Below are 16,688 nucleotides of genomic sequence, written 5' to 3'. Positions count from 1 at the left end.
ATTATGAAAAAAATATATAAAAATATAATAGTTGGTTTTTCTTTCATGGCTTTATTAACAAGTTGTGAAACAGAGTTAGACCTTAGTAATCCAACAGCACTTTCGTTAGAAGAGTTGTTACAAACAGATGATGGTTTTATAGCATTATCAAACGGAGTTTTAGATGCTTATCAAAAAATTCCTGCAAATGAATTCTATTTAACAGAATTAAGATCAGACAATGTTAGGGCTAATTCAGAAAATGGAAACTTCCCTGCATTTAATGCATATAATGTAGATGCAAATAATGGAGATGTTGCTACGTATTATTCTAATAATATGCACACTATTAAACATGCAAATACAATTATAGATAACCGTTTCTTAGCTCCCGAAAGTCAACAATATACTGTTGGTGAAGCTTATTTTATGAGAGCTTTATGTCACTTTAATCTAGTAAGAGCATATCAAAATGTTCCTTTTATCGATAAAGTTTTAGACATTACAGAAGAAGAAGCATTAGATTATCCTCAGTTACCAGAAGCAGAAGTTTATGAAAAAATTATTGATGATTTTAAAACTTCTATTGCTTATTTAGATAATGCAGAACAAAATAGATATCGTCCATCTAAAGGTGCGGCTATCGCTTTAGCGGCAAAAGCATATTTAAGTCAGCCAAACCCTAATTATAGTGAGGCAGAACTTTTATTAGCTTCAGTTGTAGAAAATAGCGGTTCTTATGGTTATAACTTACTTTATACAGATAGATCTAGCGCAGTTAATTTTGATGAAAACCCTGATGAAATAACAGATGCAGAGTATCTTGCAAATTTAGTTGTAGATTTCGGACACGTTTTTGGTAATGAGATTTCTGCAGGATATACAGATGGAGTTTTAGATGGTTCTTGGTCTAACAACTCTGGATATGAGATTAATAATGAAGTTATATTTTCTATTGCTTATGATTTAGTAAGTAGTGATAATTATACAACTAGTGATAGTGGTTTAGATGATCAGGTGGAAACAGATTCAGAGTCGTTTAGTTTTGCAATGACTTTACAAGGTCCTTCTAATGGGGTTAACATTGCAACTTTAGAATTTTTAGAAGTAATGACACCAGAATTACAACCAGTTAGATTTTATGCAAGTATAGATGCATTGTCTTATGATCCTACAAATATTACTAACGATACATTTAACGCTAAGTTTCCTACAGATGGAGAAATTGGAGATAATGATTGGATTGTTTTAAGATATGCAGACGTATTATTACTGTATGTAGAGGCTATTATAGGTAGTGGAGATAGTACTACAGATACAAGAGCGATTGATGCTTTTAACCAAGTAAGAAGAAGAGCTGGTCTTGAGGAAGTTGCTAATGTTACTAAAGAAGATCTTTTAGCTGAAAGAAGAGTTGAGTTTGTGTATGAAAACCAACGTTTATATGATTTAATAAGATTTGGTGTTGCAGATGAGGTTTTAAGAGAATTTTCAACTGCAAATAGCTTAAATTATACAAGCGAAAAGAAATACCTTCCTTTCCCACAAAGAGAAATAGACAATTTACCTAATTTTTATTCACAAAACAGTGGATATTAAAAAACACAAAATTATGAATAAGTACATATACAGTTTAAAATATATTGTGTTAGGGGCAATGATATCTCTAGCATCGTGTGTTAATGATGACCTACCAGATGTAGGAGATTTAGAAGATTTTACAAATCCAACACCATTCTATAATTCAACAGATATTACATCATCAGAGTTTGATTGTAATGATGTAGAATTATGGGCTAAATATGAATATAGTTTTCAGGCTGGTTCTAATTTAGCAGTAAATGGTACACAATATCTTTGGTCTGTTACTCCTTCAGAAGGTGTAACATTAATCAACAAAGATTTACCAATTTTAGAGCAATTAATAGATGCAGAATTAGCTACAACGGTTGCTTTAGAAGATGAAATTGCAAAATTAGAATTTAAATTACCTTGTGAGTCTGACGATGCAAAAAAAGCAGTTTTAGAAGCTCAGATTGCTGATTTAGAAGTTCAATTAGAAAGTGCTTTAGCAGAAATTTCTGATGAAACATTACAAAATGTTGCAGATTTAGAAGCTCAAATTGCTGCTTTACCAGATGCAACTTATGAAGATCAAGAATTAATATTTTCTTTTCCTGGTCCAGGAGATTATTCTGTTAGTTTAACTGTAACTGATAATCTCGGTAAATCAGAAACTACTGAAAAATTAATAACTGTTACCCAAGCTGTGCCAACAATTCCTGTACCAGAAATAGGAGAGCCTAGTTTTGAAGATAATAGTCTTTTTGATGGATCAGGTGATGGTAGAGATTCTTGGAGAGCACCAAGTTCTTCTGTTTGGGGTTCTGTTTTCCAAATCAATTCTAAATCAGAAGAAGGAATTCTTCCTGACGGTATACAAGCTGCAAAATTCCCTTCAGATGGAACAAGATCTATGTATCAAGAAATAGAAGTTACACCAGGAGCAACTTATGTGTTAACATATTTTAGTGCTTTTAATTTAGATAGCGAAGGAGGAGAAATGAGAGTATCTATTTTAAAACCAACAACAAGTTCTTACGAAGAATCATTGTTAGAAGCTAATATTATAGCAACAAGAACAGATACTAGTGTTGGTAGAGTTGCAGAGGTGTTTAAAAAGCATGCAATTACTTTTGAAGCAGGAGAAAACGAGTCTGTAATTATTTATGGGCGAAATGCAAATGATGAAGTTAGGGTTGATGCATTTGATATAATAGTTAAACAATAGTCTAAAAAAATATATTATGATACATAAATTAATAAAAAAAATAACTAAAAGTATTTTTCTAATATCTTTTATGCTTTTAGGTTTTGTGTCTTGTTATGATGATGGTTACGAAGAATTTGTACCACCAACAGGAAATGTAAATAACATACAGCCAAGTACAATATTTACAACAAGTACAGATGCAGATGATAGTATGTCAATTGTTTTTAGAAGTTATTCTACAGAAGCAGAATCTTATTTATGGGATTTTGGTGACGGAAATTCTTCTACAGAAGCAAATCCAGATTATACATATAGCGAAGGTGGTTTGTATAATGTTAAATTAACTACTACAAGTTCTGATGGTTTAGTAGCTGTAGATTCAGCTTATGTTTCACCTATTTTTGTAGATTTTAATTTTTCAAGTGTAGATTCTCAAGTAACTTTTGAAAACTTGAGTTCTGGAGTAAGTACTCTAGAATGGAGTTTTGGAGACGGAACAACTTTAGGTTGGGAGGCTGAAGATACAGTTGATGATGCAGATTTTAACCCTGTTTATTCTTATAAAACTGCCGATATTTTTGTAGCTACATTAACAGCAACAAACTTTTTAGGAACAGAAATTTCTGTAAGTAAAAACATAGAAGGATTGGTTTTATCTACAGTGCCAGATTTTACTTTTGATGTAAATGGTTTAGAGGTTCAATTTACAGATGCATCTCTTTATGCTGTTTCTTGGGATTGGGATTTTGGAGATGGAACTACTTCATCAGAAGCGAGTCCTATGCATACATTCTCTGCAGAAGGAACTTATCAGGTAACTTTAACAACAACTAATGATGCAGGTGTTTCTAGAAGTGTTACAAAATCAGTGCCAGTAGGTGCGGTAAAAGCTACTTTTAAGGCAATTGTACAAAATGGAACGGCAGATGATTTTCAAGGAGAAACAGGAGATAACGCAGATGCTTGGGATATGACGCCTAATAGCACTGTAAAAGATGATGTTGCTGGTGAAATTGATAGTCCTTATAGAGCTCTTTGGTATAATTCAGAATTAAATAGTTATATAGATGGTGCTTTTGGTACTAATGAGCAACCAGGTTCATCTAGTGATGGTTCTTACGTTAACGGAGTTAAAACTAGAGCCGTTAAATTATCTAATAGTTCTAGACGTTTGTATCAATTAGTAAAAGTAGAGCCAGGTGTTGTATATACATTTACTATAGATACTAGATCTGAAGCAGAAGGTATTAATACTGAAGTTTTTATTTTAAATAATGAAATAACTACAGAGGAAGATATAAATACTGATCCAGAAAATAATAGTAATGTAGATGCTTATTATAACATTACAAACGATTTTAACCCAAGTAAAGGTTCTGCATCAGAAAATACTTTTACAACTACTACATTTACGTTTGAAGCAACATCAGATATTGTTGTAATATACGCTAGAGCTATAAATGCTGTAGATAGTAGTAATGAGGTATTTATTGATAATATAGATATTATAACTCCAGGTTTTTAATTTTTTAGAATACCTTATTATATAATTCATAAAAAAAAATAGCCCTATTCATTATATAATGAATAGGGTTATTTTTTTTTATGAATTAATTAACAAATCTTTTTTTTTGTAAAAAAAAACGTATATATTTGGAGAGTCAGATTGGTTTACCAATTTGGTTTACCAAATTTTCATAAAAACTAGTAATTTTAAGGTTTATATTTAGCAGTGTTAAATCTTAAGTGTTGATTATTAGCTTTTTATTGTGGGTTTGGTTATTGATTATTAATAGAAACAATTCAAAAACAATTCAAAACAATTAACTATGAACTTAAAAATTAAGTTAGTATTTATTGCAATGCTTCTCTTGAGTTTAACAAACTACGCACAAGACAGTGTTACAATAAAAGGAACTGTTACATCCCAAACAGATGGAGAACCTATTTTAGGTGCCAATATTATTATTAAAGGGACAACAAATGGTACAAGTACCGATTTTGATGGAAATTATGAGATTAAAGTAACTAGCGGTGCTGTTTTACAATTCTCATATTTAGGCTTTGTAACAAAAACAGTTACATATACAGATCAAAAAACTATTAACGTAGAGTTAGTAGAAGATACTGGTGTTTTAGAGGAAATCGTTGTAGTAGGTTACGGTTCTGCAAAGAAAAGTGATATTACTGGTTCTGTTTCTTCTGTAAAGTCAGAAGAATTAACAGCATTTCCTGTTTTAGATGCAAGCCAAGCTTTACAAGGGCGTGCAGCGGGTGTTGTTGTGCAGTCTAATAATGGTGGTGAGCCAGGTGCGCCTGTTAGTATAAAAATTAGAGGTAATACTTCTATTAATGCAAGTAGTTCTCCTTTAATTGTTGTAGATGGATTTGTGGGTGCTACTATGCCACAAGCAAATGACATACAATCTATGGAAATTTTAAAAGATGCTTCTGCTACTGCTATTTATGGTTCTAGAGGTTCTAATGGAGTTGTGTTAGTAACTACTAAAAAAGGTAAGAGTGGTAGATTATCTATTGAAGTAAATAGTACTTATGCTGTTCAAAACATCTCAAATAGATTAGACTTATTAGGTGCAGATGAATTTGCTGATTATCAAAATCAAATAAGAGCTAATAATGGAGTAACTGCTGCTTATAGTCAAGGGACAGCAGATACAGATTGGCAAGATTTAATTTATAGAAGTGGTAATACTCAAAATCATCAAGTTTCTTTTTCAGGAGGTACAGATAAAATTAACTTTTATGCTTCTGGTAACTATTTTAAACAAGATGGTATTATAATTAATTCTGGTTTTGAAAGAGCAACTTTCTTATCTAACATTGATGCTCAAATGACTGATAAGTTAAAATTAGGAATGAACCTTTTTGGGAGTAGAGGTATTAAAAATGGTTCTGCAACTCAATCTAATGGTTCTGTTTCTGCAGGTGGTGATGATGTTATTACTCTAGCTCTAAGATATGCTCCAGATCAACCAGTATATAATGAAGATGGAAGTTACAATTTTGGTAACACAGTTGGTGACCCTGTAGATAACCCATATGCTGTTGCAAAAGAAAGAATAGATGAAACTAAAACAGATAACTTTAGAGCAAACTTCTATGGTAATTATGATATTTTAGAAAATCTTACTTTTAAAACTACATTTGGTTTTAGTACAGAAAATTCAACTAGAGGGATTTATTTACCAGCTTTATTAACACAGACTGCAGGTGGAGATAGCGGTAGAGCAGAGGTTGAAACAGATAGAGAAACAACTTTATTAAACGAAAACTATTTAACGTACAAAAAAGAAATAGGAAAAGGTAATTTAACATTATTAGCAGGTTTTTCTTATCAAAAAACTGTTTCAGAAAACTTCTATGCTGAGGCTACAGGATTTATTTCAGATTCTTTCTCTTACTATGGTTTAGGTTCTGCTACTAATATTTTACAGCCAGATTCTTCAATCTCAGAGGTAGAAATTCAATCTCAATTTGGTAGATTAAATTATGACTGGGATGATAAGTACTTATTAACAGCAACAGTAAGAAGAGATGGTGCTTCTAACTTTGCGGCTAATGAAAAATACGCAATCTTCCCTTCAGCAGCTTTTGGATGGAAAATATCAAATGAAAAATTCTTAGAAGAAAGTGAGTCTATTTCTAATTTGAAATTAAGATTAAGTTATGGTGTTACAGGTAACCCATCAATAGGTGCTTATGAGTCTTTAGCAAGATTTGAAACTCTTTACGCTTCTAGTAATGGAGAGTCTGTAAGTGCAATTACTCCAGAGCAGCCAGAAAATCCAAACTTAAAGTGGGAATCTTCTTATCAAACAAACTTAGGTATAGATTTAGGTTTGTATAATAATAGAGTTACAGTTTCTTTAGATTACTATAATATAGATACTAAAGATTTAATTTTAACAGATAACAGTATTACAGAGTATTTAGGTTATACAGCTGATGATATTTTAGCAAATGTAGGACAGATAAATAATAGAGGTTTTGAGTTTTCTGTAAGTACTAGAAATATATCTACAGACAACTTTAGTTGGAATACAGATTTTAATATTGCTTTTAATAAAAATGAGGTAGTAAGCTTAGTAAACGACGCAGATTTATACTTTGATGCAGCTCCTTCTTACTTTAGTAATGATAGAAGTTATGTATTAAGAGTTGGTGAAGAGGTAGGACTTTTCTACGGATATGATTATGCAGGTGTTTATCAAGGAGGTACATTACCTGATGGCACTGCAACTTTAGCAGGTGGTGTAGCTGGAGACCCTTTATTTAGAGACTTAGATGGAAGTGGAGATATTACAACAGATGATAGAGGTGTTATAGGTAATCCTAATCCTGATTATACTTTTGGTTTAACAAATAGTTTTACATATAAAGATTTTGATTTAAGTATTTTTCTTCAAGGATCTCAAGGTGGAGAAATTTTTAACATGACTAATGTGCAGTTAACTAATGGAGATGCTAATACAACAGTAGATTATTATAACAACGCTTGGACGTCAACTAATACAGATACAGATGCGCCAAGAGTAGGAAATAATTCTAACAGAGAAATTTCTTCTCGTTTTGTTGAAGATGGAAGTTATGTAAGATTAAAAAATATAGCAATTGGTTATAATTTACCAGGAGAAACTCTAGAGAAAATAGGAATAGATAGAGTTAGATTTTCAATAAGTGCACAAAACTTATTGACTTTTACAAACTATTCAGGTTTAGATCCTGAAGTAAATTACGTTGGACGTGGAGGTGATAACAACACATCAGCAAACACTGCACAAGGGTTTGATTTTGGTAGTTATCCAACAGTAAAGTCTGTTAGTTTCAGCCTTAACGTTAAATTTTAATCAAAAAATATAAAAAAACATGAAAACAACATATAAATATTTATTCTTACTACTGTTAAGTTTTTCAATAGTAGGATGTTCAGACTTAGAAGAAGAGCCTGTAGGTTTATTAGCACCAGATGGTTTTTTTCAATCTACTTCAGATATACAAACAGCAGTAGATGGATCTTTAACACATGCAATTAATGAAAAGTTTTGGGGAAGAAAACTTTCTATAGCGTTAATGTTACGCTCAGATATGGTTAGTCTTGCTTCTAACGAAACAAGAAGGGTAGAAATGAATGACTTTACTACATTAGCTAGTAATGGTATGATTAGTGAATTTTGGCCAAAAACATATCAAGGTATCGCAGCAGCTAATCAAGCAATTGCAGGTGCAGCAGACGTAGATGTAGATGATGAACTTAAAAACCCAGTAACAGCACAAGCTTATTTTGCAAGAGCATTTTACTACTTTCATTTAGTAAGATTATTCGGAGAAGTTCCTTATATAGATGAGCCTGTAACAGATATTGATGCAGCAACATCTATGAGTAAATCATCAGTGTCAGAAATTTATGCAAATATTATTGCAGATTTAGAATATGCAAAAACATGGTTGCCAAACACGCAAACGTCTAGAGCAACACCTTCTAAAGCAGCTGCAAGCTCATATTTAGCTTTGGTTCATTTAACAATGGGTAATTATCAAGAAGCTTTTACAGAAGCAACAGAAGTTATCAATAATGCAGGAACTTATGATTTAGCTTTAGATGACAACTATCAAAATTTATTTAATGCAGATGTAATAGATGCTTCTAAAGAACCAATTTTTGCTTTAGATTACAATAATTTTGAAGCAGCAGATAATGCTTATGATCAAACAGCTCCTATGACAGGTATTAGAGGAGATGATAGAAACTTAGGAGGAGGATGGTCTGTAGCTGTACCTACTCTTGAAGTGTATACAACTTGGGATGCTGGAGATTACAGAAGAGCTGTAAGTTTAGATGATAGAGCTTCTATTGGAGGTACTGTTGTAGATTATACAGAGTTTGATATTAGTGGTCATCAATTTGCTAAAAACAATCCTTATATTGCAAAATATATGCGTTACCCAGGTTTATTTGCGCGTGCAAATGCAAGAGCAACAAGCCATAATTATTCTATGATGCGTTATGCAGAAGTGCTTTTAATAGCAGCAGAGGCAGCAGTTGAAATAGGAGATAATGCATCTGCACTTACTTACATAAACCAAGTAAGAGAAAGAGCAAGAAAAGGTGGTGCAACTAAAACAGGAGCAGATGAAGAATATGTTTTTGAAGCAAGTAGTGTGCCTGCAGATCTTACAGGAACTGTTACTGTTGATGATGTATTAGAAGAGCGTAGATTAGAACTTGCCTTTGAAGGTAAAAGATGGTATGATATTGTTAGAAGACAAATAGGTTCAGAGGTTTTTGGTGCTTCTGGTTTAGAAGGATTAAAAGCTAGCTTTGATTCTAATGATTACTTATTACCATTACCAGAAGATGAGTTAGAAAGAAATCCTAATTTATTACCACAGAATCCTGGGTACTAAATTATAGGTAGAGTATATTAAGTTTTGTTAAGGTTTTGTCCTGCCAACTATTATAAAGGTTGGATAAAACCTTAATTTATAAAATAAATCGGTTTTTAAATATTTTTTATTAATATTTGCAATGAAGATTTGGTTTACCAATCATAAATTAAAATAAATGAAGATAGAGGTGACTACAAAACCTGAAAATTTTAATATTCAAAAAAATATTATTTCTCAAATAAGAGATTTAATAAATTTTAAGAATTTAGAGCCTGGAGATAAGTTGCCATCAGAAAGAATGCTCTCAGAAAAATTTAAGGTTTCTAGAAATGTTGTTAGAGATGCTATTCAAAAATTAGAATTATATGGTCTATTAAAATCAAGACCACAAAGTGGAACCTTTATAGCAAATATTGGTATTACTGCTCTAAACGGAATGGTTGAAGATATTTTAAGATTAGATGAACCAGATTTTAAATCATTAGTAGAAACAAGAATTCTTTTAGAACTAAAAACAGCAAGATTAGCTGCATTAAGAAGAACAGAAGAAGATCTAGATCAAATAAGTAAAGCATTAAAAGCTCATAAAGAAAAGATATTAAACGGTGAAGAAGCTGTGCAAGAAGATTTGTTATTTCATTTAGCAATTGCAAAAGCAAGTGGTAATAGCTCAATGAATACTTTTATGTTGATTATAACACCAGAAATTATAACTAATTTCGAAAAATATCATGTGTGTGATGTAGGACAAGCACATTCAAGAATTGAAGAACATCAAGCTATTTTTGATGCAATAAAAAATAGAAGTCCGCAATTAGCAAAACAAAAAATGAAAGAGCACTTTAGAGAGCTCTACAAATATTGTTACAACATAGAAATTAATTAACATTTTTAAATATACTAAGTATGAAAGTAAAAGGATTAAGGTGGTTTATTATTGGACTAATCTTTATAGCAACAGTAATCAATTATATTGATCGAAGTGCTCTGGCTATTATGTGGGGAAGTAACGATCAACCCAATTCAATTTCAGGGTCATTAGATCTAACGAAAAGTGATTATGGTTTAATTCTAAATATTTTCATGGTATTTTATGCGCTTGGTCAATTGTTTTCTGGTAAATTATTTGATAAAGTAGGTACAAGAATAGGTTATGTAATTAGTATTGGTGTTTGGGGATTATCATCTTTCTTACATTCAACAGTTAGAGGATTAGTTGGTCTTACTTTTTTTAGAAGTACGTTAGGTATATCAGAAGCAGGTAACTGGCCAGGAGGTGTAAAGAGTAATGCAGAATGGTTTCCAATAAAAGAAAGAGCCATTGCACAAGGTTTATTTAATGCAGGTGCTTCTATTGGTTCTGTTATTGCGCCACCATTTATTGCAACATTATTTGTAGCTTATGGTTGGAGAACAACTTTTATGGTTGTTGGTTCTTTTGGGTTAATTTGGATCATTCCTTGGTTATTAATTAATAAAGCAGGACCAAAAAAACACCCTTGGATTACACCAGAAGAGCAAAAGTATATATCAGAAGGTCAAAGTAAAGCAGATCAAGAAGCTACAGAAGAAACTAAAGGTTTAACTCTTAAACAAATTTTATCATATAAAGAGTCTTGGGCAATTGTAGTTGGTCGTTTCTTTTTAGAGCCAATTTGGTGGTTATTTGTAGGTTGGATGCCTCTTTATTTAGCAGACGTTTATGGTTTTAATGTAAAAGAAGTTGGTATGTTTGCTTGGGTTCCTTATGTAGGTGCTGCTTTAGGAAGTATTGTAGGAGGTTATGTTTCTGGACAAATAATATCTAAAACAAATTCAATTGATAAAGGTAGAAAATATACGATTTTAATAGGTGGTGTAATTATGTTTTTAGGTTTAGTTGCCACAGTTATGTTTGGTGATTCACCAGAACGTTTTGTTGCCATTGTATTTTTTGTATTATTTGGTTTCCAATTTTCAATTGGAAATGTACAAACATTACCAAGTGATTTATTTAGCGGTAAATCTGTAGGGTCTTTAGCTGGTTTGGCAGGTATGGTAGGTGTATTCTCTGTAATACTTATGAACTTTTTAGTCCCTATAATACAGGCAAAGTTTTCTTATACACCAATTTTTGTTGCTATTGCTGCATTTGTACCTTTAGGCTTAGGAGCAATCTATTATTTTGCTAAAGAAATTAAATCAGTAGAATAGAACAAATATTTTAAATTATACTAATTAAAAATCAATAATAAATAAACATAATTAAAATGAGTGCATTAGACAAAAAGATTGCTGTAGTAACAGGTGCTACAGGAGGGATAGGATTTGAAGTAGCAAAAAGATTAGGTAAAGATGGTTATACTGTTATTTTAAATGGTATTGAAGATGAAGCAGGTGCAGGTAGAGTAAAAGAATTAGAAGCAGAAGGAATTACTGCAGAATACTATGGTTTTGACGTTACTAAAGATGAAGAAGTAACTAAAAATATTACTGCAATTGGAGAAAAGTATGGTCAAATAGACGTATTAGTAAATAATGCAGGTGGTTTAGGTGGAAGATCTAGATTTGAAGAAATGACTACTGAGTTTTACAGATTCGTTATGGCTTTAAACCTTGATTCAGTATTTTTTGCTTCAAGAGCTGCAATACCTTTTCTTAAGAAAAGTTCTAACCCATCAATTATAAACTATACATCAAATGCTGCTTGGAATGCAGGTGGACCTGGTGCTGGTATTTATGGTACTTCTAAAGCAGGAGTTCATGCAATTACAAGAGCATTAGCAAAAGATTTAGCAGAATATAGCATTAGAGTAAATGCTGTATCTCCTGGAACTATTGATACACCTTTCCATGCTCAAATTAAATCTACAAAACCAGAAGTTTTTGCTTCTTGGGCAAATAACATTTTATTAGGTAGATTAGGTCAGCCAGAAGATGTTGCAGGTGTTGTATCATTCTTAGCTTCTAAGGATGCAGCTTTTATTACTGCAGAAACTATTCAAATTGGAGGAGGACAAGCTTTAGGTATCTAAAAGCTAGTTTTATATCAATATTTATAAAAACTGTTTTGTATAATTTACAAAGCAGTTTTTTTTATTTTTATGAAAGTTTATTGTAAATAAAAAAGCCTTATCATAAAATGATAAGGCTTTTTGCTCCCCCTCTTGGACTCGAACCAAGGACCCTCTGATTAACAGTCAGATGCTCTAACCAACTGAGCTAAGGAGGAGTTTGCATCACTAATTGTGATTAGCGAGTGCAAATATAAAGCTTATTTTAGTTCCTGCAAGTTTTTTTTTAATTTTTTTTAAAAAAAATTAAAAATTTTAATTGCTGAAATAAATCATTGTTTTTATCAAAAATTGTATTTTTGTCTACTTTAGATACTTATAAAAAAATAGTAACTATAATATGGATAAATTTTCGTTTTTAAACGCAGCACATACAGGCTTTATAGCTGATTTATATGATAAGTATTTGGTAAATCCAGATACGGTAGAACCTAGTTGGAGAAGTTTTTTTCAAGGATATGACTTAGCTAATGAGAAATACTCTTTTAAAGAAGAGGAAGAAGTTTCTACAGAAATACCACAAGAAGTAAGAAAAGAGTTTTTTGTAGTCGACTTAATAAATGGTTACAGAACACGTGGACACTTATTTACTAAAACAAACCCAGTTAGGGACAGAAGACAATATCAACCTACTTTAGATATCGAAAATTTTGGTTTATCCGAAAACGATTTAGAAGTAGAGTTTTCTGCAGGAGAATTGTTAGGTTTAGGTAAAACAACTCTTTCTAAAATCATTGAGAATTTAAAACGCATTTATTGCGACTCTATAGGGGTTGAATATATGTATATGCGTAATCCAGAAAAATTAAAATGGTGGCATGAAAGGTTCAATAAAAATGATAATCATCCTAATTACTCTACAGAAGCTAAAAAGTATATTCTAGGTAAATTAAATCAAGCTGTTACTTTTGAAAGTTTTTTACAAACAAAATATGTTGGTCAAAAACGTTTTTCTTTAGAAGGTGGAGAGACTTTAATTCCTGGTATGAGTGTTATCTTAAGAGATGCTGCAGAAATATATGGGGTTAAAGAATGTGTTATCGGTATGGCACACAGAGGTCGTTTAAACACATTAGTAAATATCTTTAAAAAACCTGTTAGAGATTTATTTAGCGAGTTTGAAGGAAAAGATTTTGAAGATGAAGATATTGATGGTGATGTAAAATACCATTTAGGTTTAACTTTAAGTAAAACTTATAGAGATGGTAATGAAATTAAGATGAATTTAGTACCTAACCCATCTCACTTAGAAACTGTAGCTGCTGTTGCAGAAGGTATTACTAGAGCCAAAATTGATAGAAAATATGATGGCGATGAAAGTAAAATATTGCCAATTATAATTCATGGAGATGCTGCAATTGCAGGTCAAGGTATTGCTTATGAGGTTACTCAAATGGCAAAATTAAATGGTTATAAAACTGGTGGTACAATACATATTGTTGTAAATAATCAAATTGGTTTTACAACTAACTATTTAGACGCTCGTTCTAGTACTTATTGTACAGATGTAGCAAAGGTAACTTTATCTCCAGTATTACACGTTAATGCAGATGATACAGAAGCTGTTTGTCATGCAATGGAAATGGCTTTAGAGTTTAGAATGAAATTTAAGCAAGATATTTTTATTGATTTATTAGGTTACCGTAAATACGGACATAATGAAGGTGATGAACCTCGTTTTACACAGCCTAAACTATATAAAGCAATATCTAAGCATCAAAATCCAAAAGATATTTATGCTAATCAACTGCTAACAGAAGGTTCTATAGATAAATCTTACTTAAACGAAATTACTACTGAGTTTAAAGAAATGCTCGAAAGAGAATTTGAAGAAGCTAAGAAAGAAGAAACTTCTAAAGTAAGAGAATTTATGGAGTCTACTTGGGAAGGATTTGAACGTCAGGATTTAGAAGCAATGCTACTTACTGATGATACCAAGTATGATGAAGAAAGTCTAAAGGGAATTGCAAAAGTTGTTTCTACAGTGCCAGAAAACGTAAAGTTTGTTAGAAAAGCAGAACGTATTTTAGCGGGTAGAGCTAAAATGGCTTTTGAAATAAATCAGTTAGATTGGGGTATGGCAGAAAATCTTGCTTATGGTTCTTTAATGGAAGAAGGTTATAATGTAAGAATTTCTGGACAAGATGTAGAAAGAGGAACTTTTTCTCACAGACATGCTATTTTAAGAGATGAAGTTACAGAAGAAAGAATAAACTTATTAAATACAAACCCAAAAAATAAAGGACAAATGACGATATATAACTCGTTGTTGTCTGAATATGGTGTACTAGGTTTTGATTATGGTTATGCCATGGCAAATCCAAATACTTTAACTATTTGGGAAGCACAGTTTGGAGATTTCTCTAACGGGGCACAGATAATGTTTGATCAATATATATCTGCAGCAGAAGATAAATGGAAATTACAAAACGGAATTGTTGTTTTATTGCCTCACGGTTATGAAGGACAAGGATCAGAGCACTCTTCAGCAAGAATAGAGCGTTATTTACAATTATGTGCCGTAGATAATATGACGGTTGCAAACTGTACAACTCCTGCAAATTTCTATCATTTATTACGTAGACATATGAAACGTAAGTATAGAAAGCCTTTAATTGTGTTTACTCCTAAGAGTTTATTACGTCATCCAAAAGCGGTAAATACAATACAAGATTTAGCTAATGGAGAGTTCCAAGAAGTAATAGATGATACTGTAAACCCAAAAGGTGTTAAAAAATTAGTTTTCTGTATGGGTAAATTTTATTATGATTTATTAGCAGAAAGAGAAGAAAATAAAAGAGAGGATGTTGCTTTAGTTAGAATAGAGCAATTATTCCCTTTACATTTAGAAAAAATTCAAAAAGTAATAGATAAATATCCAAATGTAAAAGAATATATCTGGGCACAAGAAGAGCCTAGAAATATGGGAGCGTGGAGCTTTATGTTAGAAAGATTTGAATTAGTGAAATTAAACTTACGTTCTCGTAAATATTATGCAGTACCTGCAGCGGGTTCAAGTACAAGATTTAAAAAACGTCACAAAGCTGTTATAGACAGTGTTTTTAGTAACGATTAGGTGCATTTAGGCGAATGTTATTTTATTCGTTAGATAAAATAATAGAGAGCCTTTTAAAGCGCAAAAAGTAATAAAACCAATATAAAATTAAAAGCTGATTAATAATCAGAAAAATAAAAAAAAGAAACCATGAGTGTTTTAGAAATGAAAGTTCCTTCTCCAGGAGAATCGATTACAGAAGTAGAAATTGCAACTTGGTTAGTTGAAGATGGAGATTACGTAGAAAAAGATCAACCAATTGCAGAAGTAGATTCTGACAAAGCAACCTTAGAATTACCTGCTGAAGAAAGTGGAATTATCACTTTAAAAGCAGAAGAAGGAGATGCAGTTGCTGTTGGTGCAGTTGTTTGTTTAATTGATATGGATGCTGCAAAACCAGAAGGTGATGCACCAGCAAAAACAGAGGCACCAAAAGAAGAAAAGAAAGAAGAGGTAAAAGAAGCACCAAAAGCAGATACATATGCAACAGGTACAGCTTCTCCTGCAGCTAAAAAAGTATTAGCAGAAAAAGGAATTGCTACTTCTGCTGTAAAAGGAACTGGAAAAGATGGTAGAATTACTAAAGATGATGCTGTAAAAGCAGTACCTTCTATGGGAACTCAACCTGCAAGTGGTTCTAGAAGAACAGAGCGTAAAAAAATGTCTATGTTACGTAGAAAAGTAGCAGAGCGTTTAGTTACTGTTAAAAACGAAACTGCCATGTTAACTACTTTTAATGAAGTAAATATGCAGCCAATTTTTGATTTACGTTCTCAATTTAAAGAAGACTTTAAAGCAAGACATGGTGTTGGTTTAGGTTTTATGTCTTTCTTTACTTTAGCTGTTGTTAGAGCTTTAAAGATGTATCCAGATGTAAACTCTATGATTGATGGAGATTTTCAAATTAAGCACGATTTTCAAGATATTTCTATTGCCGTTTCCGGACCAAAAGGTTTAATGGTTCCTGTAATTAGAAATGCAGAAAACTTAACTTTTAGAGGTGTAGAAGCAGAGGTTAAAAGATTAGCTTTAAGAGCTAGAGATGGTCAAATTACTATTGATGAAATGACTGGTGGTACATTTACAATTACTAACGGTGGTGTATTTGGATCTATGTTATCAACGCCAATTATTAATCCTCCACAAAGTGGAATTTTAGGAATGCACAACATTGTTAATAGACCGATGGCTGTAAATGGCGGAATTGTAATCCAACCAATCATGTATGTTGCTTTATCTTACGATCATAGAATTGTAGATGGTAGAGAATCTGTTGGTTTCTTAGTTGCTGTAAAAGAAGCATTAGAAAACCCTGTTGAGTTATTAATGGATGGTAACCCAGCAAAAGCATTAGAAATGTAACTCAGAATCTGGGTTCATAAATATGTAAAACTGAGCTTGTCAAAGTTTTTCATAAAAA

Annotated in this window: 10 protein-coding genes and 1 tRNA gene; 10 read left to right on the top strand and 1 reads right to left on the bottom strand. The window is 31.9% G+C overall.

Annotated elements, in window-relative coordinates; all coding sequences use genetic code 11:
* The first annotated feature begins 3 nt into the window (after positions 1–3).
* The 8 genes from KI686_RS13315 to KI686_RS13275 all read left to right on the top strand — a co-directional run bounded on the left by KI686_RS13315 (position 4) and on the right by KI686_RS13275 (position 12,174).
* Positions 4–1,578 carry a RagB/SusD family nutrient uptake outer membrane protein gene (locus KI686_RS13315; RefSeq protein ID WP_237589815.1) on the top strand — a complete coding sequence of 525 codons (1,575 nt, stop codon included), beginning with the start codon at positions 4–6 and terminating at the stop codon, positions 1,576–1,578.
* A gap of 13 nt (positions 1,579–1,591) precedes the next feature.
* Positions 1,592–2,770 (top strand): PKD domain-containing protein, encoded by a 1,179-nt coding sequence (locus KI686_RS13310; protein WP_237589814.1) that lies wholly within the window; start codon positions 1,592–1,594, stop codon positions 2,768–2,770.
* 16 nt (positions 2,771–2,786) lie between these two features.
* Positions 2,787–4,277 (top strand): PKD domain-containing protein, encoded by a 1,491-nt coding sequence (locus KI686_RS13300; RefSeq protein ID WP_306665755.1) that lies wholly within the window; start codon positions 2,787–2,789, stop codon positions 4,275–4,277.
* 304 nt (positions 4,278–4,581) lie between these two features.
* Positions 4,582–7,620: a SusC/RagA family TonB-linked outer membrane protein gene (locus KI686_RS13295; protein WP_237589813.1), complete on the top strand. Its 3,039-nt coding sequence runs from the start codon at positions 4,582–4,584 to the stop codon at positions 7,618–7,620.
* A 19-nt stretch (positions 7,621–7,639) separates the two neighbouring features.
* Positions 7,640–9,178 carry a RagB/SusD family nutrient uptake outer membrane protein gene (locus KI686_RS13290; RefSeq protein ID WP_237589812.1) on the top strand — a complete coding sequence of 513 codons (1,539 nt, stop codon included), beginning with the start codon at positions 7,640–7,642 and terminating at the stop codon, positions 9,176–9,178.
* Between the two features lie 157 nt (positions 9,179–9,335).
* The gene (locus KI686_RS13285; RefSeq protein WP_237589811.1) at positions 9,336–10,046 is read left to right on the top strand and encodes a FadR/GntR family transcriptional regulator; all 711 of its coding nucleotides are present in this window, start codon (positions 9,336–9,338) and stop codon (positions 10,044–10,046) included.
* Between the two features lie 20 nt (positions 10,047–10,066).
* Complete coding sequence (locus KI686_RS13280; RefSeq protein ID WP_237589810.1) at positions 10,067–11,353, top strand: MFS transporter; 1,287 nt, start codon at positions 10,067–10,069, stop codon at positions 11,351–11,353.
* Between the two features lie 56 nt (positions 11,354–11,409).
* Complete coding sequence (locus tag KI686_RS13275; protein WP_237589809.1) at positions 11,410–12,174, top strand: SDR family NAD(P)-dependent oxidoreductase; 765 nt, start codon at positions 11,410–11,412, stop codon at positions 12,172–12,174.
* A gap of 123 nt (positions 12,175–12,297) precedes the next feature.
* Here the strand turns inward: KI686_RS13275 and KI686_RS13270 are convergent.
* A tRNA-Asn gene (locus KI686_RS13270) sits at positions 12,298–12,371 on the bottom strand.
* A 182-nt stretch (positions 12,372–12,553) separates the two neighbouring features.
* On the opposite strand from KI686_RS13270, the gene KI686_RS13265 reads away from it, so the two are divergent.
* Positions 12,554–15,289, top strand: coding sequence for a 2-oxoglutarate dehydrogenase E1 component (locus tag KI686_RS13265; protein WP_237589808.1), 2,736 nt, complete (start codon positions 12,554–12,556; stop codon positions 15,287–15,289).
* Between the two features lie 129 nt (positions 15,290–15,418).
* Positions 15,419–16,630, top strand: coding sequence for a 2-oxoglutarate dehydrogenase complex dihydrolipoyllysine-residue succinyltransferase (gene odhB, locus KI686_RS13260; protein ID WP_237589807.1), 1,212 nt, complete (start codon positions 15,419–15,421; stop codon positions 16,628–16,630).
* The last annotated feature ends 58 nt before the right edge of the window (positions 16,631–16,688 follow it).

The organism is Polaribacter sargassicola (assembly GCF_021991835.1).
Lineage (GTDB): Bacteria > Bacteroidota > Bacteroidia > Flavobacteriales > Flavobacteriaceae > Polaribacter > Polaribacter sargassicola.
Note: the sequence above shows the minus strand (reverse complement) of the source record. Positions and strands in the feature narration are given on the sequence as shown.

Coding starts and splice junctions, on each gene's coding strand:
- odhB (WP_237589807.1), top strand. CDS start 15,419: ATGAGTGTTTTAGAAATGAAAGTTCCTTCTCCAGGAGAATCGATTACA.
- KI686_RS13300 (WP_306665755.1), top strand. CDS start 2,787: ATGATACATAAATTAATAAAAAAAATAACTAAAAGTATTTTTCTAATA.
- KI686_RS13275 (WP_237589809.1), top strand. CDS start 11,410: ATGAGTGCATTAGACAAAAAGATTGCTGTAGTAACAGGTGCTACAGGA.
- KI686_RS13280 (WP_237589810.1), top strand. CDS start 10,067: ATGAAAGTAAAAGGATTAAGGTGGTTTATTATTGGACTAATCTTTATA.
- KI686_RS13315 (WP_237589815.1), top strand. CDS start 4: ATGAAAAAAATATATAAAAATATAATAGTTGGTTTTTCTTTCATGGCT.
- KI686_RS13290 (WP_237589812.1), top strand. CDS start 7,640: ATGAAAACAACATATAAATATTTATTCTTACTACTGTTAAGTTTTTCA.
- KI686_RS13285 (WP_237589811.1), top strand. CDS start 9,336: ATGAAGATAGAGGTGACTACAAAACCTGAAAATTTTAATATTCAAAAA.
- KI686_RS13295 (WP_237589813.1), top strand. CDS start 4,582: ATGAACTTAAAAATTAAGTTAGTATTTATTGCAATGCTTCTCTTGAGT.
- KI686_RS13265 (WP_237589808.1), top strand. CDS start 12,554: ATGGATAAATTTTCGTTTTTAAACGCAGCACATACAGGCTTTATAGCT.
- KI686_RS13310 (WP_237589814.1), top strand. CDS start 1,592: ATGAATAAGTACATATACAGTTTAAAATATATTGTGTTAGGGGCAATG.